At 69.2% G+C, this 18246-nt stretch carries 18 protein-coding genes; 15 read left to right on the top strand and 3 right to left on the bottom strand.

All coding sequences use genetic code 11. From position 1 onward, the window contains the following. The first annotated feature begins 95 nt into the window (after nucleotides 1-95). The 3 genes from MJQ72_RS41175 to MJQ72_RS41165 all read left to right on the top strand — a co-directional run bounded on the left by MJQ72_RS41175 (nucleotide 96) and on the right by MJQ72_RS41165 (nucleotide 3091). Nucleotides 96-1649 carry an RNA polymerase sigma factor gene (locus MJQ72_RS41175; protein ID WP_240596269.1) on the top strand — a complete coding sequence of 518 codons (1554 nt, stop codon included), beginning with the start codon at nucleotides 96-98 and terminating at the stop codon, nucleotides 1647-1649. 105 nt (nucleotides 1650-1754) lie between these two features. Then, on the top strand, nucleotides 1755-2195 hold the full coding sequence (locus tag MJQ72_RS41170; protein WP_005161585.1) for a hypothetical protein: 441 nt from the start codon (nucleotides 1755-1757) through the stop codon (nucleotides 2193-2195). 32 nt (nucleotides 2196-2227) lie between these two features. Further along, nucleotides 2228-3091, top strand: coding sequence for an Fpg/Nei family DNA glycosylase (locus tag MJQ72_RS41165; RefSeq protein ID WP_240596268.1), 864 nt, complete (start codon nucleotides 2228-2230; stop codon nucleotides 3089-3091). Between the two features lie 4 nt (nucleotides 3092-3095). Here MJQ72_RS41165 and MJQ72_RS41160 read toward each other — a convergent pair whose 3' ends face one another. Then, a complete protein-coding gene (locus MJQ72_RS41160) occupies nucleotides 3096-4211 on the bottom strand; it encodes a serine hydrolase (protein ID WP_240596267.1) in 1116 nt (371 codons plus the stop codon). A gap of 169 nt (nucleotides 4212-4380) precedes the next feature. Here MJQ72_RS41160 and MJQ72_RS41155 point away from each other — a divergent pair, with 169 nt between their 5' ends. From MJQ72_RS41155 to MJQ72_RS41110, 10 genes are all read left to right on the top strand, one after another. After that, on the top strand, nucleotides 4381-5676 hold the full coding sequence (locus MJQ72_RS41155) for a histidine kinase (protein WP_038507282.1): 1296 nt from the start codon (nucleotides 4381-4383) through the stop codon (nucleotides 5674-5676). Between the two features lie 19 nt (nucleotides 5677-5695). Beyond that, the gene (locus MJQ72_RS41150; protein ID WP_240596266.1) at nucleotides 5696-6541 is read left to right on the top strand and encodes a S49 family peptidase; all 846 of its coding nucleotides are present in this window, start codon (nucleotides 5696-5698) and stop codon (nucleotides 6539-6541) included. A 169-nt stretch (nucleotides 6542-6710) separates the two neighbouring features. Further along, complete coding sequence (locus MJQ72_RS41145; protein WP_240596265.1) at nucleotides 6711-8066, top strand: carbohydrate-binding protein; 1356 nt, start codon at nucleotides 6711-6713, stop codon at nucleotides 8064-8066. Between the two features lie 143 nt (nucleotides 8067-8209). Next, nucleotides 8210-9046 (top strand): LytTR family DNA-binding domain-containing protein, encoded by an 837-nt coding sequence (locus MJQ72_RS41140; RefSeq protein WP_240601551.1) that lies wholly within the window; start codon nucleotides 8210-8212, stop codon nucleotides 9044-9046. Further along, nucleotides 9043-9561: a hypothetical protein gene (locus tag MJQ72_RS41135; protein ID WP_240596264.1), complete on the top strand. Its 519-nt coding sequence runs from the start codon at nucleotides 9043-9045 to the stop codon at nucleotides 9559-9561. Before MJQ72_RS41140 ends, MJQ72_RS41135 begins: the two co-directional genes overlap by 4 nt. Nucleotides 9562-9720: 159 nt before the next feature. Then, a complete protein-coding gene (locus MJQ72_RS41130) occupies nucleotides 9721-11511 on the top strand; it encodes a cation acetate symporter (RefSeq protein WP_240596263.1) in 1791 nt (596 codons plus the stop codon). Nucleotides 11512-11651: 140 nt separating this feature from the next. Next, nucleotides 11652-11996, top strand: a complete 345-nt coding sequence (locus MJQ72_RS41125; protein WP_240596262.1) for a DUF485 domain-containing protein — start codon at nucleotides 11652-11654, stop codon at nucleotides 11994-11996. Further along, nucleotides 11993-13624 carry a cation acetate symporter gene (locus MJQ72_RS41120; RefSeq protein ID WP_240596261.1) on the top strand — a complete coding sequence of 544 codons (1632 nt, stop codon included), beginning with the start codon at nucleotides 11993-11995 and terminating at the stop codon, nucleotides 13622-13624. Before MJQ72_RS41125 ends, MJQ72_RS41120 begins: the two co-directional genes overlap by 4 nt. A 47-nt stretch (nucleotides 13625-13671) precedes the next feature. Continuing rightward, the gene (locus tag MJQ72_RS41115; protein ID WP_240596260.1) at nucleotides 13672-14022 is read left to right on the top strand and encodes a rhodanese-like domain-containing protein; all 351 of its coding nucleotides are present in this window, start codon (nucleotides 13672-13674) and stop codon (nucleotides 14020-14022) included. 35 nt (nucleotides 14023-14057) lie between these two features. Beyond that, nucleotides 14058-14984: a DUF4328 domain-containing protein gene (locus tag MJQ72_RS41110; RefSeq protein ID WP_240596259.1), complete on the top strand. Its 927-nt coding sequence runs from the start codon at nucleotides 14058-14060 to the stop codon at nucleotides 14982-14984. A 61-nt stretch (nucleotides 14985-15045) separates the two neighbouring features. Here MJQ72_RS41110 and MJQ72_RS41105 read toward each other — a convergent pair whose 3' ends face one another. Continuing rightward, entirely contained in the window at nucleotides 15046-16215 is a 1170-nt protein-coding gene (locus MJQ72_RS41105; RefSeq protein WP_240596258.1) for a cytochrome P450, read from the bottom strand. 49 nt (nucleotides 16216-16264) lie between these two features. Then, nucleotides 16265-16477, bottom strand: coding sequence for a hypothetical protein (locus tag MJQ72_RS41100; RefSeq protein WP_240596257.1), 213 nt, complete (start codon nucleotides 16475-16477; stop codon nucleotides 16265-16267). Nucleotides 16478-16766: 289 nt separating this feature from the next. Here MJQ72_RS41100 and MJQ72_RS41095 point away from each other — a divergent pair, with 289 nt between their 5' ends. Then, on the top strand, nucleotides 16767-17648 hold the full coding sequence (locus MJQ72_RS41095) for a DUF5926 family protein (RefSeq protein ID WP_240596256.1): 882 nt from the start codon (nucleotides 16767-16769) through the stop codon (nucleotides 17646-17648). 73 nt (nucleotides 17649-17721) lie between these two features. Continuing rightward, nucleotides 17722-18075, top strand: coding sequence for a DUF952 domain-containing protein (locus MJQ72_RS41090; RefSeq protein WP_240596255.1), 354 nt, complete (start codon nucleotides 17722-17724; stop codon nucleotides 18073-18075). The last annotated feature ends 171 nt before the right edge of the window (nucleotides 18076-18246 follow it).

Genomic DNA, 18246 nt, shown 5'->3' with positions numbered 1-18246 from the left:
CCTGGCGTACAAGGGGTGACGACGGCTGCATACCTCCGTATGGTGTCCCCATTCGACCGAATGGTGAGTCCTTCGGGGAGGAGGTGCCTGGCCGGATGACCGAGCAGGGCACGGTGCCGCTTCAGGCGGCCTCGGAATCCGACGAGCAGGCATTGCTCCAGCGTCTCCGTGACGGGGAGGACGCTGCCTTCGGGGAGCTTTTCGAACTTCACGCCGCCGCCGTGCGGCGATTGGCCCGCAGTCTGGCCGCCGATCGGTCGGAGGCGGAGGACATCACCGCCGAGACCTTCTTCCGGGTGCTTCAGGCGTTGCGCCGGGGCGCCGGGCCGCGTGACTACGTCCGGGCCTATCTGCTGACGGTGGCTCGCCGGGTCTCGTGGGAGTGGCACGGCGCGCGCCGTGACGTGCCGGTGAGCGACGACGAGCTGACCTTCCGGGCCGGGGCCGGTGCGGACACGCATGCCCGGACGGCCGAACATTCGCTGATCACGACCGCTTTCACGAGTTTGCCGGAGCGCTGGCGTTCGGTGTTGTGGCAGACGGAGGTCGAAGGCGAGCAGCCGTCGATGGTCGCGCCGCATTTCGGGTTGAGCGCGAACGCGACGGCGGCGCTGGCCCGCCGGGCGCGGCAGGGGCTGCGGGCGGCGTATCTGCAGGCGCATCTGTCGGTGAGCCGCGGGCCTGATTCGTGCCGTGCGGTGGTGGAGAAGCTGGGCGGGTTCACCGCGGGCAGCGTGACCGGGGCCGAGGCCCGCCGCATCAAGACCCACTTGATCGCCTGCCAGTCGTGCCGGGCCACTCACGACGAGCTGCGTGACGTCTGTTCTTCGCTGCGCGCGCACGCCGGTGTGGTGGCGCTGCTGGTGCCCGCGGCCGCCGGCGCCCACGCGAGCGGGGCGTTGTCCGGGCTCGCCGCGTCGGTCAAGGGACTTCTGCTCGGATCCAAGGTGAAGGTCGGTCTCGCGGTGGCGTCGACGGCCGCCGCCGGTGCGGTCGGGATCGTCGCCGGTCCGGCCGTGTTCGGCACCGACGTCACCCACACGGTCGGTCTGTCCGGGGGTGGGCTGCCGGAGCTGGCGTTGCTGCCGGCACAGGTCGCGCCGCCCGCCCAGGGCCGGCCGGTGGAGCTGCCGCCGCAGCGGATCGCGCAGGACCAGCTGCACGGCAAGGGCGCCGCCCAGCCCGCCGTCACCGGACGAGGCCCCGGCGCCGAGCTCGGGGTGTCCGACATGCCGAGCCTGCCCGGGGTGGGCACGCCGCGGAAGGAACTGGGCGGCGGAGACGTCGCGCCGCCGCCGGACGAGCAGAATCCGACGCAGGAGGAGACCTCGCCGCGTAACGAGGTCCCGGATCCCGGCACCGGCAGCAACCAGACCACTTCGAAGCGGGACGACATCCCGCCGGAGGAATCGTTCAGGCCCACCGAGGAGTCGCTGAGCCCGACCACGACGACTTCACGGGACTCGACCGAGCAGTCGACCACGCCGGAGTCGACGACTTACCCGGAAGGGTCCTCTTCGACGGAGACCGGTACCCCCGAAAGCACGACGGGGACATCGTCCGGCGACACCTCGGCGGACGAGCCGAGCCCGGTCAAACCGACTTCCCACTATCCGGAACCGGGTGTCGACTACCCGACGTGCCCATAACGCCCGAGCGGGCATATCGCCTTCGAACTCTCGCGAATCCGGCTCCCGTCACGGTACGGTGGAGCTCGCTCACGACGAGCGAGCGGCCGCGCGGGAGGCGACTGAATGAACCGGCTGGTGCACGGCGAGGACGGCCGTGACTGGGTGGTCCGAGCCCAGATGGAATGGCGTGCTCCCGCGACAGCGGACGATTTCGAGCACGATGTGGCCGGCAGCTACGGCCCGGGTATCGCGATGATCGCCGTGACGGCGCTGCTCGCGATCGTGCTCATCATGTGGACCCCCGCCGACGTCATGATCCCGTCGTGGGTTCCGCTGGCGCTCTTGCTGATCGCGCTGTTCTTCCCGCTGCGGTGGATCCTTCGCCGTCCGTGGACCGTGGTCGCCGAGACCGAGGGCGATCTGGCGGGCGACCGGCCGTCCGAGCGCTGGGTGGGCACCATCCGCGGCATGTTCACCGTGCGCGGCGAGGTCTCGAAGATCACCAAGACCATCCAGAAGCACTCGCTGCCGGATTTCGACGGCCCGTTGCACCCGGTGGAGTAGTCGCGGCGGCCTGAACGCGCGAGACTGGGGCCATGCCCGAGTTACCCGAGGTCGAAGCGCTCGCTCACCACCTGCGTGAACACGCGGTGGGCAAGACGGTCTTCCGCGTCGACGTGTCGTCCCTCAGCGTGCTGAAGACGGCGACCCCGCCCTGGACCGAGCTGCACGGCCGCGAGGTCACCGGGGCAGGCCGGTTCGGCAAACATCTGGATCTCGTCGCCGGGGATCTCCATCTGGTCGTCCACCTGGCGAGGGCGGGCTGGCTGCGCTGGTCCGACGCGTTGTCGCCGACGCCGCTCAAACCCGGCAAGGGGCCCATCTCGCTGCGCGTCCATCTCGACGCGGCCGCCGGGCCGGGCTTCGATCTCACCGAGGCCGGCACGAAGAAGGGCTTGGCGGTCTGGATCGTGCGGGACCCGGAGAAGGAGGTCGCGAGTATCGCGCGGCTCGGGCCGGACGCGCTTTCGCTGGACCGCACGCAGCTCGAGAAGTTGTTCGCCGGGCGCACCGAACGGTTGAAGACGGCGCTGACCGACCAGTCGCTGATCGCCGGGATCGGCAACGCCTACTCCGACGAGATCATGCACATGGCGAAGCTTTCCCCGTACGCCACCACCGGAAAGCTGTCCGAGGCGGCGCTCGACGGGCTCTCCGAGGCGATCCGCGAGGTGCTGACCAGCGCCGTGACGCGTTCGGTCGGCCAGTCCGCGGCCCGGCTCAAGGGTGAGAAGCGGTCCGGGTTGCGGGTGCACGCCCGCACCGGGCTGCCGTGTCCGGTCTGCGGCGACACGATCCGCGAGATCTCGTTCGCGGACAAGTCGTTCCAGTACTGCCCGACCTGCCAGACCGGCGGGAAACCCCTCGCGGACCGGCGGATGTCGCGCCTGCTCAAGTGACCGGTCAGCAGAGGGCGGCCAGCACCGCGGGCATCGGCGGCTTCGGCACCCGCTGCCCGCCGTGCACGTCCGCGGCGAGGTCGTACACGTTGAGCGCCAGCACGATCTGCTTCGCGCCGTCCTCGGTGCTCATCGAGACGCTGTAGAACCCCGGCCCCGCGCCGGTGTTGCCCCAAACCGTCTTCGGGCCACCGGAGCAAGGCAGGTTGAGCGTCTCGACGCCGGCGCCGTACGCGCCCAGTTCGCTATACGGCACCAGCCGCTTGAGTTCGGCCTGTTGCGCGGGTTCCAAGAGCCGTCCTGCCAGCAACGCGCGATGGAACGTCGCGAGTTCGTCGACGGTCGACACCATCGCTCCCGCGGTCCAGTCGTACGAAGGGCTGAACACGGTCATGTCCTGCCCGCGCATGTCGTACCCGTGCAGATGCGGACCTCGCAGGAACGGCGACCACAGCGGGAAATACGTCCGGCCGAGGTCGAGCGGATCGAGGATCCGCCGCTGGATCTCCTCGCGGACGTCGTTGTGCGTGATCTTCTCGATCACCTTGCCCAGCAACAGATATCCGGTGTTCGAATACTTCACGCCGCCGCCTGGCGGGAACGATGGCCGGTCGGCGAGAGACCGCCGGATCACCTCCGACGGCGTGATGACGTGCGCCCGGTTCCCCTGGACGAGGTACGGGTCGAAGAAATGCGGATCCAGCGGGTCGTGCACGCCGGAGGTGTGGTTCAGCAGCATGCGCACCGTGATCTTTTCCGGCGCGTAGCCCGGCCCTCGTACGACACCGGGCAGCCGCCGCTCGATCGGATCGTCGAGCGACAGCGCGCCTTCGCCCGCCAGTTGCAGGACCACGGTGGCGACGAACGCCTTGGTGTTGCTGGCGATCCGGAACCGGTGGTGCGGCCCCGCGGTTTCGCGCGTGGCCTGGTTCGCGTATCCGGCGCCGAAGCGCGAGACCGCCCCACCGTCCCGGACCTGGACGACCGCTCCCGGGAAACCCCCTTCGCCGACCAGCTCGCCGACAGCCGCGCGCACCGGGTCATCGGCCGCGGCCGCCGTCCCGCTCCCCAGCAGGACCCCCGCCAGCACCCCCGCCGCGAGTTTCCCCGATCCGCGCATTGTGTTCCTCCCCCGGAAACGATTGCCTGCGCACAGTCTTTCCCGTGCGACGGGGAGTGACCATGGGGGCAACGCCCGGGTCTTGGGTAGGGTCGGCCCCACCCTCAGTTGTCACAACTCAACGGAAAGTGGGGAGCAGGCCTTGCACCCGGTTGGTCGAGCGCAGAGCATGGACGCCGTGTCCGGGCTCGAAATCGCGCAGATCATCCCTTGGGGTGTCGCGCTGTTGCTCGCGATCCTCGTCGTCGTCCTGCTGATCAAGCTGAGGCGTCCCGCGAGCATCGTGGAGAACGCGGTGCTGCAGGCCGTCCACCGGATGTCGAAGGCGACACCGGATCTCCGCGAGGGTCTCGACGAGCAGGTCGCCGACAAGATCACCAGCCAGCTGCTGGAGATGCTCGACTGTGTCGCCGTCGGCATCACCGACAGCGAAGGCACGCTGCTGTCCTGGGACGGCGAGGCCAACGACCACTACGTCGACCTCGTCGACGCCATCGGCAACGCGATCCGCAAGCACCGCCGCGAGGTCGTCGCGCACGACAAGATGCCGTGCAACCACCGCGGCACCTGCCGGATGCGGACGGCGGTGATCGTGCCGCTGATCGTCGAGGGCGAGACCGAGGCCGCGCTGCTGGTCGTCGGGCGCACCCGCGGGCGGCTGGTGCAGATGGCCGACGCGGTCGCGCAGTTCGTCTGCACCCAGTTCGAGCTGGCGCGCCTGGACGAATCGAAGAACCAGCTCCAGCAGGCGGAGATCAAGGCGTTGCGCGCGCAGATCTCGCCGCACTTCGTCTACAACGCGCTCAACACCATTTCGTCGCTGATCCGGACAGACCCGGAGGAGGCGCGAGAGCTGCTTCAGGACTTCGCGGACTTCACGCGCTACTCGTTCCGGACGTCGGGCATGTTCACCTCGCTCGCCGAGGAGCTGCGCAACATCGACCGGTACCTGACCATCGAGAACGCCCGCTTCGGCGGACGGCTCGAAGTGCGGATGAAGATCGCGCCCGAGGTGCTCTCGGTGGTCGTGCCGTTCCTGATCATCCAGCCGCTGGTGGAGAACGCCGTCAAACACGGCCTCGCGTCGAAGCCGTCCGGCGGCTGCGTCACGGTGATCGCGGAGGACTACGGCGCCGAAGCGCTGATCAGCGTCGAGGACGACGGCATCGGCATGGAGCCCGCCAAGCTCGCGGACCTCCGCAGCCAGCACCGCACGGGCGCGCACGTCGGCCTCGGCAACATCAACCAGCGGATGCAGCAGGTGTTCGGCCGCGACTACGCGCTCATGGTCGAGACGGCGCCCGGCGCCGGCATGAAGGTGACCTTGCGGGTGCCGAAGTTCATGCCCGGCGTGCGGCCGAATCTGCCGGACTTCTCCGCCGACAGCGCCACCGTCCCGCCCCAGGGCGGACCGAACGAGGCCAGCGGGGTGAGCGGTTCGCGCAGCGGCGTGCTGCCGTCGTGAACGTCGGTAACCTGGCGGTATGAGCGTTGCGGACAAGCTGACCTCCCGTCTCCCGATGATCGGCGATCGGGGTGAACGCAAGGACGTCGTCGCCGTGGTGAAGCTGCACGGGGTGATCACGCCGACCCCGTCACCGCTGGCCAGGGGGTCGATCAACCTCGCCGCCGTCGAATCGGCGCTGACCCGCGCGTTCGGCCACGAGCGGCTGAAGGCCGTCGCGCTGCAGATCAACTCCCCGGGCGGGGCGCCGACGCAGTCCGGCCTGGTCGCCGAGCGGATCCGCCAGCTCGCCGACGAGAAGAAGGTGCCCGTCCTGGCCTTCGCCGAGGACGTCGCCGCGTCCGGTGGCTACTGGCTGGCCTGCGCGGGCGACGAGATCTACGCGCACCGGACGTCGATGGTCGGCTCCATCGGCGTGATCAGCGGCGGGTTCGGGTTCACCGGCCTGCTGGAGCGGTTCGGGATCGAGCGGCGGCTGCACACCGCGGGGGCGAACAAGTCGAGGCTCGACCCGTTCAGCCCGGAGAAGCCGGAAGACGTCGAGTGGCTGAAGAAGATGCACGGCCAGCTCCACGAGCTGTTCGTCGACTGGGTCACCGAGCGCCGGGGCGACCGGCTGTCCGGCTCCGAAGACCTGTTCACCGGTGACGTCTGGCTGGGCGCCCGCGCGGTCGAGCTCGGCCTGATCGACGGCGTCGGAAGCCTTCGCCAGGTGATCACCGATCGGTACCCGGACGCCGAGATCTCGATCGCCGAACCCAAGAAGCCGCTGCTGGCGCGGCTCGGCATCGGTGCCCCCGCCGCGGCGAGCGCGTTGCTGGACGCCGTGCAGTCGAAGGCCGCCTGGAGCCGCTTCGGTCTCTGAGCCCAGCGGAACGGCCCGGTCCTCGCGGATCGGGCCGTTTTCGCGTTCGGGCCCGGGATGGTTCACCCGAACGGTGGTAGGCGTAAGTGGTTCAGACCAGGTCTCATATCGGACATACCGCTTTGTTGTGAACGGCAACAAACCTCGACAGTGTTGACGAGGAGGTCCGATGTCCGTTAATCGTTCCCGCTGGAAGATCGCGCTGACCTGCGCGGCCTTGCTCACCGTCCCCCTGGCCCTGCCCGTGTCCGCCGCCGTCCCGCCGCCACCGGCCGGCTGGACCACCGTGTTCACCGACGATTTCACCGGCGCCGCGGGCTCGCTCCCGTCGAGCGCGAACTGGATCATCGACACCGGTCACTCCTACCCCGGCGGCCCGGCCAACTGGGGCACCGGCGAGATCCAGAACTACACGGCGAACCCCGCCAACCTCGCCCAGGACGGTTCCGGGAACCTGCGGATCACGCCGTTGCGCGACGGTGCGGGCAACTGGACCTCGGCGCGGATCGAAACGCAGCGCACGAACTTCAAACCGCCTGCGGGCGGCGCGCTGCGGATCGAAGGCCGGATCCAGATGCCGAACGTCACCGGCGCCGCGGCACTCGGCTACTGGCCCGCGTTCTGGGCGCTGGGCTCGCCGTATCGCGGCAACTACTGGAACTGGCCCGCCGTCGGCGAGTTCGACATCATGGAGAACGTCAACGGGATCAACACGGTCTGGGGCGTGCTGCACTGCGGCGTCAACCCTGGTGGCCCGTGCAACGAGACCACCGGACTGGTCGGCAGCCGCACGTGTCCCGGCGCGAGCTGCCAGAGCGCGTTCCACACCTACACCTTCGAATGGGACACGAGCGTCAGCCCCAACGTGTTCCGCTGGCTGGTGGACGGGCAGCAGTTCCACTCGGTCAACCAGAACCAGGTCGACGCCACGACCTGGGCCAACATGACGAACCACGCGGGCTACTTCGTGCTGCTGAACGTCGCCATCGGCGGCGCGTTCCCGAACAACAACTCCGGCACCACGACGCCGGGGCCGGGGATCGTGCCGGGGCATCCGATGCTCGTCGACTACGTCACCGTCCTGACCCGCGGTGGTGGCACGGGAAGCCCCGGCGGCAGCGCGTACGGCACGATCCAGGCGGAGTCGTACGGCCAGGCGGCCGGCATCGCCAAACAGGCCACGTCCGACACCGGCGGCGGGCAGAGCATCGGCCCGGCGGGCAACGGTGACTGGGCGTTGTATCCGAACGTCGACTTCGGGACACAGACCGGCAGACAGTTCCAGGCGCGCGTCGCGTCCGGGGCGGCGGGAGGCGTGAGCGGTCTCGTCGAAGTCCGGCTCGACAGCCGGTCCAACCCGCCCGTCGGGAGCTTCGCCGTCGCGAACACCGGCGGCTGGCAGAGCTGGCGCACCATCCCCGCGAACATCAGCGGCGTCACCGGGAAACACGACGTCTACCTGACCTTCACCAGCGGCCAGCCCGCCGATTTCGTGAGCGTCAACTGGTTCACCTTCACTCCGTGAAGGGATAGATGTGGCACGGCGAGGCGGTTCGTGTCACCGGAAAAGATGACGGCACCGGCCACCCCAGGCGCGGGGGTGCCGGTGCCGTCCTTTCGTTCGACTTTCGTGAAGCGGGCTGGACAAGGAACCCGGCAATGGGCAGGATGCGTCTCACTGTGAGTGCTCACGATGACACCCGGAAGCTCATCGTCCTGGCGGTGGACGATGAGCCCAAAGGGCTAGACGAACTCGTCCATTGTCTCCGGAACAGCCCGCACGTCGCCCTGGTCTACCCGGCGATCGACGCTTCGGAGGCGCTGCGCCTGCTGTCCGCCGACGATCCGAGGCTGGCCGATCGCAAGGCCCGCGGCCTGCCGATCGTGGACGCGGTGTTCGCCGACATCGACATGCCCGGGCTGTCCGGGATGGAGATGTCCCGGGTGTTCGCCGCGCTGCGCCCGTCGCCCGCGCTGGTCTTCGTGACGGGGCACGCGGAAGAGGCGGTCAACGCCTTCGACCTCGGCGCGCTCGACTACGTGCTCAAGCCGTACCAGCAGGATCGGCTCGACCGCGCGATCACCCGCGTGATCGACAAACTCGCCGCCAACGCCGCGCCGCAGTTCGGCCAGGAAGGCGGCCTGGGGCAGGTCAAGAACGACGACGAGGTCATCCCGGTCGAACTGGCAGGCACCACGAAGCTCATCCCGCGGTCTTCGGTCCGCTGGGTCGAGGCGCAGGGCGACTACGCCCGGCTGTTCACCAACGACGGCAGCCACCTGGTCCGCATCCCGCTCGCCCAGCTCGAAGAACGCTGGGAGAAGGCGGGTTTCGTCCGCATCCACCGGTCGTTCCTGGTCTCGCTGCCGCTGATCACCGAACTGCGCATGGGCCAGGGCGGCTATCAGGTCGTGATCGGTAACGAGGAGAAGGTGCTGCCGGTGAGCCGCCGCCACACGCGCGCACTGAAGGACAGGCTGGTCGGCGCCAACCGGTCGACGTGACCGACGACTACTACCGCCGCGTCAACGGCGTCCGCGAGCCGGACCCGACGCTGGGCAAGGGCAGGAAACCGGCGGCGCCCGAGGGGGCCGCCGTCGAGCCCGTTCCGGGCGCGCCGTCCGGCCCGAAACACGAACAGGCCAAACCCGAACATCACGCGAAACCCAAGCGGCAGCGGGTGATCCTCGCCGATCCGCGGCAGGCCACCAGCACCCTGCGGGCCAGGGTCGAACTCGAAGAACAGACCAGCTGGGGCAAGCTCCTGGTCAAGGATCTGGTGAAGATCCAGCTGAGGACGGCCTCCTGGCTGGCGCTGCTGGTGATGGTCACGCTGTGTTCACTTCCGGTGCTCTTCTATCTGATCCCGTCCTTCGGGCGAGTGGTCGTCGTGGGCATTCCGTTGCCCTGGTTGATCCTCGGTGTGGCGCCTTTTCCGTTCCTGTTCGGCATCGGCCTCTGGTACAACCGGCTCGCCGAACGTCATGAACGCGACTTCGTCGACATGATCGAGAACTGATTGCGGAGCTGCACATAGAGGAGGACCCATGATCGCGCGCCCTCTTGTGGCCGAAGGCCACGGAAACGCGGTGGCAGGGCGCCTTGATGCCTCCATGCCCGACCTGCTTTCGCCGCGCCCTGGCAGCGCGTTTCCGTCAGCGCGCGATTAAATGACACAGTGCAGCTGAACTTTTGGGCCATCGCCGGCATCGTGCTGGTAGCGGTCCTGACCTTCTATCTGGGACACCGCTCCTCGAGGTCGGCCGTCAGCACGCACGACTTCCTCGTCGCCCGGCGCACCGTGCGCTCCCGGCGCAACGCCGCCGCGATCTCCGGTGAGTACCTGTCCGCCGCGTCGTTCATGGGCGTCGCCGGCATCGTGCTCAAGGACGGCGCCGACGCGCTGTGGTTCCCGATCGGTTTCACCGCGGGCTATCTCGCGCTGATGCTGTTCGTCGCCGCGCCGCTGCGGCGGTCCGGCGCGTACACGCTGCCGGACTTCGTCGAGATGCGGCTGGGTTCGACGATGCTGCGCCGGGTCTCGACGGCGTTCGTGGTGTTCATCGGGATCCTCTACATGGTCCCGCAGCTGCAGGGCGCGGGCCTGACCCTGACGACCATCCTGCCGGTGCCGGTGTGGGCCGGAGCGCTCCTGGTCACCTTCGTGGTCGGCTTCAACGTGATCGCGGGCGGGATGCGCGCCATCACCGTCGTCCAGGCCTTCCAGTACTGGCTGAAGCTGTTCTCCATCGCGGTGCCGGCGTTCATCCTGTGCATCGTGTTCCTCGGCTCCGGCGGGCCGGGCAGCGCACGCCCGCTGGGACAGCCCGCTCCGCCGACGTTCCCCGAGAACACCACGGTTTCGGTGCAGGCCGACGTCACACTGAAGGTCACCTCGGTGACCGTGCTCGAGGCCTACGGTCAGGTGGAAGGCGCACGCGCCAACGGTTTCGCGGTGTGGGCGCCGGAGGCCGGGCACAAGGTCGCCAAGGGCACGACGCTGAAGTTCACCGCGGGAACGCCGGTCCCGGTGGTCAGTGAAGCGCCCGCCTCCAACAGCGACTGGCTCCGGCCGGGGTCGGGCGGTCTCACCGATCTGCTGCAGGTCTATTCGCTGATCCTCGCGACCTTCCTCGGCACCATGGGCCTGCCGCACGTCCTGGTCCGCTTCTACACCAACCCCGACGGCAAGGCCGCGCGCCGCACGACGGTGCACGTCCTGTTGCTGCTCGGCCTGTTCTACCTGTTCCCGACGCTGCTGGGCGCGCTGTCGCGGATGTACGTCCCGGAACTGCTGGTGACCGGGAAGACCGACGCCGCCGTGCTGCTGTTGCCCTCCGCGGTCCTCCCCGGACTCTGGGGGCAGATCCTGGGCGCGGTGACCGCGGCCGGGGCCTTCGCGGCGTTCCTGTCGAGCTCGTCCGGGCTGCTGGTGAGTGTCGCCGGGGTCGTGTCCACCGACGTCCTGCCCGGCCGCGTCCGCGATTTCCGGGTGGCGACGGCGATCGTGGCGCTGATCCCGTTCGCGCTGGCGGTGCTGCTGCCGTCGGAGGATCTGTCGCTTTCGGTCGGGATGTCGTTCGCGCTGGCGGCGTCGACGTTCAGCCCGCTGCTGCTGCTCGGGGTCTGGTGGCGCAAGCTCAGCTGGCCCGGCGCGCTGGCCGGGATGCTCGTCGGCGGCGGACTCGTGCTGACCGCGCTGGTGGTCAACATCGTCAGCAAGTACACCGGCGGCTGGGCGCCGTGGTTCTCGAACCAGCCCGCGCTGATCACCGTCCCGGCCGCCTTCCTGACCACCTACGTGGTGAGCCGCGCGACCGGATACGGGCGGCCGGACGACGTCCACGGCGTGATGCTGCGGCTGCACGCGCCCGATCCGCTCGGGTTCATGCGTGATCGTGCGGTCGCCCGCTTCGGACAGGCCGAAGAGAAGACCCGGACCACCGGTAAAGGCCGTCACCGGAAGTAAATTCACCCTTTCGAGTCGCGCCTCTCTACGCAGAGTCGTACCGTTCACTCAAATGGATTGCTCCTCTGGCGCCCTATGAGGGGCATGATCTTTCGTGACAACGAAGTCATCGAATGGTCGCGGCAGGTGGGAGGTCCGACGTGAGCGATACCGATCAAGGCCTCGGGTCCGAACCGGAATCCGACTGGGAAAAGGTGCAGGCGAGCCCGGAATTCGCTGAGCTGCGACGACGGCTGCGGGTATTCGTTTTCCCGGTGTCCGCCCTGTTCCTCCTCTGGTATCTGCTGTACGTGCTCCTCGCCGACTACGCGACCGAGTTCATGAGCACCAAGCTCTTCGGCAACATCACCGTCGGCCTGGTCTTCGGCCTGCTGCAGTTCGTGTCCACCTTCGTGATCACCGGCCTTTATGTCCGGTACGCGAACCGGAAGCTCGATCCGCTCGCCGACAAGATCCGGCACGAGGTCGAAGGGACCGAACGGTGACTACGCTGGCCGCGGGCGTGCAGGGGAGCAATCCGGCGCTCAACATCACCATTTTCGCGATCTTCGTCGCGATCACCCTCGTGATCGTTTTCCGGGCGAGCCGGAATACGAAGACCGCGTCCGACTACTACGCCGCAGGCCGCGCGTTCACCGGTCCGCAGAACGGGATCGCGATCTCGGGCGACTATCTTTCCGCGGCGTCGTTCCTGGGTATCGCCGGCGCGATCGCGATCAACGGCTACGACGGTTTCCTCTACTCGATCGGATTCCTCGTCGCGTGGCTGGTGGCGTTGCTGCTGGTCGCGGAACTGCTGCGCAACACCGGCAAGTTCACCATGGGCGACGTGCTGGCGTTCCGGATGAAACAGCGCCCGGTCCGCGCGGCGGCCGCGATCTCCACGCTCGCCGTCTCGTTCTTCTACCTGCTGGCGCAGATGGCGGGTGCGGGCGGTCTGGTGAACCTGCTGCTCGGCATCGAGGGGAACCTCGGCCAGGACCTGGTGATCGCCGTCGTCGGCGTGATCATGATCCTGTACGTGCTGATCGGCGGGATGAAGGGCACCACCTGGGTCCAGATCATCAAGGCCGTCCTGCTCATCGCGGGCACGTTCGCGATGACGTTGTGGGTGCTCGGGAAGTACGGCTTCAACCTGTCCAGCCTGTTCCAGGCAGCCGTCGACAAGGGCGGCCAGACCGGGGAAGCGCTGCTCGGCCCGGGCAAGCAGTACGGAAAGACCGGCACGACGAAGCTCGACTTCCTCTCGCTGGGTATCGCGCTGGTGCTCGGCACCGCGGGCCTGCCGCACGTGCTCATGCGCTTCTACACGGTGCCGACCGCGAAGGACGCGCGCCGTTCGGTGGTGTGGGCGATCGCGCTGATCGGCATCTTCTACCTGTTCACGCTGGTGCTCGGCTACGGCGCGGGCGCGCTCGTCGGCCCGGACGTGATCGCGAAGGCGCCGGGCACGACCAACTCGGCGGCCCCGCTGCTGGCACTCGAACTCGGCGGCCCGATCCTGCTCGGGTTCATCGCGGCGGTGGCGTTCGCGACGATCCTCGCCGTGGTCGCGGGACTGACGATCACCGCGTCGGCGTCGTTCGCGCACGACGTCTACGCCAACGTGCTCAAGAAGGGGAAGACCGACGCGGACAGCGAGGTCCGCGTCGCGCGGATCACCGCACTGGTGATCGGGGCGGTCGCGATCGTCGGCGGGATCCTCGCGAAGAACCAGAACGTGGCGTTCCTGGTGGCGCTCGCGTTCGCGGTGGCGGCGTCGGCGAACCTGCCGACGATCCTCTACTCGCTGTTCTGGAAGCGATTCAACACCCAAGGCGCCTTGTGGAGCATCTACGGCGGCCTCGCGGTGTGCATCGTGCTGATCGTGTTCTCCCCGGCGGTCTCGGGCAAGCCCGTCGACCCGAAGACCGGGAAGAGCGCCTCGATGATCCAGGGCGTCGACTTCCACTGGTTCCCGCTGGACAACCCCGGCATCGTCTCGATCCCGGTCGCGTTCTTCCTCGGCTGGCTCGGCACCGTGCTGTCCAAGGAACACAACCAAAAGAAGTACGCCGAGATGGAGGTCCGTTCGCTCACCGGCGCCGGTGCCGAGAAAGCCGTCCGGCACTGAGTGCCTCTTCACGCGCGCGCAACGGGACGGGATGCGAGGATGGCAGGGTGGTGAGCCCTGCTGACATCCCGACCGTCGCCGTCCGTGATCTGCCGAAGGAGGGCGTCGCGCTGCTCGACGTCCGCGAGGACGACGAGTGGGCCGCCGGGCACGCCCCTGGCGCCAAGCACATCCCGATGGGTGAACTGCCCGCGCGCGTCGGCGAACTCGACGACCTGCCCGACGACCAGCCGGTCTACGTGATCTGCCGCAGCGGCGGCCGGTCCGCGCGCGCCGCCGCGTGGCTCAACGCGAGCGGCTGGGACGCGGTGAACGTCGCCGGCGGGATGGGTTCCTGGAAGCAGGAGGGGCGCCCGATGGTCGGCGACCATCCCGGCGTCGAGCCCGAAGTGCTGTAACCGTGCAGCCAGGCCACTACCCGCCGCGAGCACCGATGCCGCCGGTGCGCCCCGCGCCGATACGGCAGCCGGTACGCCATCGCGTCCGCTGGGTCGCTTCGCCGCCTCCAGGCGCGTTGCCGCAGCGTGGCAAGCCCGTGGCCGAGCGCTATTCCGGTCCGCCGTCCTACCCGGTCCCACCGAGGTGGGGCTTCCCGAATCTGGTGTGGCGCCGTCCGACCGCCGTCCCCGGGACGGCGTCCGGCGAGGTCACCGCGGGGGAGCGGCTGCGGGTGATCACGCGCAGCCTGCTGCCGGTGCTGTGGACCTTCGCCGGGCTCGCCGTCATCGCCTCGGCCGCGGAGATCTGGCGCTACGTCCTGCTGGTGCAGAGCCGCGACTCCGCGCTGTCGACGTCCGTCGTCTCGGTCTCCGACACCTTCGTGATCACCGCCGGCCTGCTCACGACGATCCTTTCGCTGCTGCCGTCGGGGCTCGCCGTGTGGTGGCTGCTCGTCGCCAGGCACGCCGCCGCGGACGTCTCCGGCGAGGCGCCACCCAGGCGGCAACGGTATGTGCTGGCGTTCGTGCTGGCGCCGGTGGTGAACCTGGTCATGGCGCTGCCGGTCGTCGCCGAACTCGAACACGCCGTCCTGCGCCGGACGCGGGAAACCCGGCCGAAGCCGTCGCGGCTCGTACTGGTCTGGTGGGGCGTCTGGGTGCTCAACTGGCTGCTGCTCACGCTGGTCATCGTCTGGCGGTTCCGTGACGGCGTCCAGGCGCTGGCCGACGGGGTCGTGCTGGTCGCGCTGACCGACCTGGCCGCGGCCGGGCTGGCGGTGGTGACCGCGCTGCTCGTGAAGCGCATGTCCGGGCTGCTCGCTCCTGTCGCGGAGAACCGCCTTCGGCTGCTTCGCGTGCTGAAGGTGGAGGGGGCACCGGAGCCGGATCGGCGCGAACGCCCCGCTTCCTCCGTGCGCTGACGCAACCGACCTCGTGAGTGGTAAGGACGGTTCTAACCGTCCTTACCACTCACGAGGCTTTTCAGCGCGTGGTCACCCGGAGTGAGCGCAGGCCCCGGATCACGAACTCCGGCCGCCGCTCCGGGGTCTCGGCGAGCTCCAGCCCCGGCAGCTTCGAGGCCAGGGAGCTCAGCGCGGCCGCGATCTCCACCCGCGCGAGCGGGGCGCCGACGCAGTAGTGGATGCCCATGCCGAAGCCGAGGTGCGCGTTCGGCGTGCGGCCGATGTCGAGGGTGTCCGGCCGGTCGAACACCTTCGGGTCCCGTGCGGCGGCGCCGAGGAGGGCACCGATCTTCTCGCCCTCGGCGACGCGGAAACCGGCGATCTCGACGTCGGTGGTCGCCGTGCGCTCGAAGAGCTGCAGCGGCGCGTCGAAGCGGATCAGCTCCTCGACGCACGGGTCCAGGAGATCCGGGGAGGCCACCAGCCGTTCCCACTGGTCGCGGTGGGTCAGCAGCGCGTTGACGCCGTTCCCGATCACGTTCACCGTCGCCTCGTGCCCGGCCATCAGGAGCAGCACCGCGGTCGCGACCAGTTCGTCTTCGGTGAGCTCACTGCGCAGAAGGTCGCTGATGATGTCTTCGCCAGGGGAATTCGCGCGCTGCTTCGCGACATCACGCAGGTAGTCGACGAACTCCGCGGCCGCGGCTTCGGCGGCGTCGCGCTTCTCCTCGGCGAGCCCGTACTCGTACATCTTCACGATGTGGTTCGACCACGAGACCATGCTCGGCCCCTTGTCGACCGGGACGCCCAGCAGTTCCGCGATGACCGCGACCGGCAGCGGCTGCGCGAGGTGCGCCAGCAGATCGGCCGAGCCGGTTTCGGCGATCTCGGCGGCGAGGCCGTCGACCATGCCGTCCGCGAGTTCGGCGACCATCGGCCGCAGCCGCTGGACGTGCCCGCGCCCGAACGCGCCCGCGATCACCCGCCGCAACCGCGTGTGGGCGGGCGGCTCGTTCTCCAGCAGCGAGTTGCGGTGCAGGAGGTTGAACGACGCGAACCGCTCCACCGGCAGCGCGTCCTGCCAGATCCGGCCGAGCCCGCGATGCCGCAGGACGGCGGCCGACGCCGCGTGCGACACCGCCACGGCGATGCCGAGGCCGTCGTGCCGGTGGACTTCGCCGCGTTCGCGGAGGTCGGCGAAGGACGGGTACGGATTCGCGAGGAAGGCCGGGTCGGCGAGGTCGAACACTCGCCGACTGTAACCCGCGCCGGGGTGGCCGCCCCGGCGCGGCAGGGAGCTACAGATGCAGCCAAAGCCCCAGGTGCAGGTGCAACCCGTGATGGTGGTGCCCGTGGTGATGGCCGACGCACAGCAGCAGGCAATGTCGCGCCTGGTCGGCTCTGTCGGACTGCGGCGCGGCCGAAGCCGTGCCCACCGCGGGCCCGGCCAGCATCAGGCCGAGTGCCACGGGCAACGCGGCCAGCGCGGCCCGGCGCTTCGAGGTGCTCATCTGTGATCCCTTCTCCGCACTACGGCGCCGGATGGCGCCGTGATCGAGTATTCGGTGCGGTGTGGGGAAAACGGCAGGCTGATCACCCGCGGTTAGATCGTCCGGATGATGACAACCGTTTTCAGTCGCGTTTCCGTGGTACCCGGATGGCCGCTGAAACCCGCCGATCCGGTCGATCCGGTGGCCCGCCGGGTGTCGTCCGCGCCGTCTCGGTCACCAACCCCGGGGGCCTTACGAGGCCGGTGTCTTCCCGCGATAGCGTTTCGAACCGAGCTTTGAGGAGGCTGACGTGGGCAAGGGTTCGCGCAAGAAGGGTCCCAAGACGACCTCGGACCGCAAGCCGAAGGTGCGCGACGTCTTCGTCGGCCAGCCCTTCGAGGGGCTCGCGGCGGAGACCGAGCTGATCGCGCTGCGCGAGTTCGTCCCGTCGGCGACGGCGGCGCTCACGCTGGGCTCCGGCGAAAAGGTCACCCTCGGCACGGTGCTGCCGATGGCGGCGGCCGCGTTCGTCCGGTCCGACGGCGAGCGCTACATCGGGATGCAGGTGCAGACCCGGTCCTCCGACATCAGCCGCGACCTCGGGCGCGCGCTCCAGTGGGTGCTGGAGGCCAAGGAGGGTGACGTGCTGTCCGTGCCGGACACCACGACGCCGCCCGCCGCCGACGAGAAGGCCCGCCTGCAGGACCTGCTCGACACGAACGTCGAACTCGACGTGACGCTCTACAACGACTTCGCCTGGTGGCTGCCCGAGGACGCCGACGCGAGCGGAGACGTCGCGCTGTCCCTCGAGCGCGCGAACGCGGCGATCATGCCGACCGAACGCCTCGGTGCGGGCGCGTACTGGGTGCTCGCCGGCGAGAAGGCGCACCTGCGCTGGGTCCGCCCGGAGCCGGAGAACCTGCTGCTGCAAGCGCTTGCGCGGCTGTCCGCGGCCGGTGAGCTCGGCCTCGGCGAGGGCTCCCGCTACGCCGGTTCGTTCCGCGCGCACGGGCTGCTCGTCCCGGTGTGGGACCTCGACCCTGAGGCCCACGCCCGCGAGTGGGCCGACGCGAAGGATCAGCTCGGCGCCCGGCTCGAGGCCGCGCTGAAGTCCCTCGACACCGAGCCGCTCAACGCCGCCGAGCGCCGCTCGCGCGACGGCCTCATCGGCCGCCAGCTCACCATCCGCTGACCCCTTTCCTCGCGTTTCGTCCTCTGGACGCGGAGCCCGCATCCAGAGGACGAAATGCGCGAGGATGGGCGGCGTGATCCTCCATATCTGCGGCAAGGACGAGTGGGCGGCGGTGCCCGCCGGCGGCGTCTACACCGCCGCGTCGCTCGAATCCGACGGCTTCATCCACTGCTCGGACCCGGGAACCGCGCATATCCCGGCCAACGCCGTGTTCCCCGGCCGCACCGATCTGGTGCTGCTGGAGATCGACCCGGCGCTCGTCGGCGCGCCCGTCGTCTGGGAGGACGGGGACCCGCCGCATCCGGCCGGTATCCAGTTCCCCCACGTGTACGGGCCGATACCCCGTAACGCCGTGGTGGCCGTACACGAATTCCCTGTTCAGGGGGACGGTTCGTTCAGAATTCCCGAGTCCGTGTCGCAACGTTGAGGCAGGCAACTCCTCGGCGAGGCGAGCGTCTCTCGGATTGATTCGCGGCAAGAGACAACCTGTGGGGGCGGTCATGCGTTTCGGGAGAGGTGAGCCAGGCAGACCTGGCCGGGTGACCCCGGGAGGAGGCGATACGGTGACCGCTGCCGCGACGGTCATACCGGGGACGGA

This window comes from Amycolatopsis sp. EV170708-02-1 (assembly GCF_022479115.1).
Lineage (GTDB): Bacteria > Actinomycetota > Actinomycetes > Mycobacteriales > Pseudonocardiaceae > Amycolatopsis.
The sequence above is the reverse complement of the archived record's forward strand: the minus strand, read 5'-3'. Positions and strand labels throughout refer to the sequence as shown.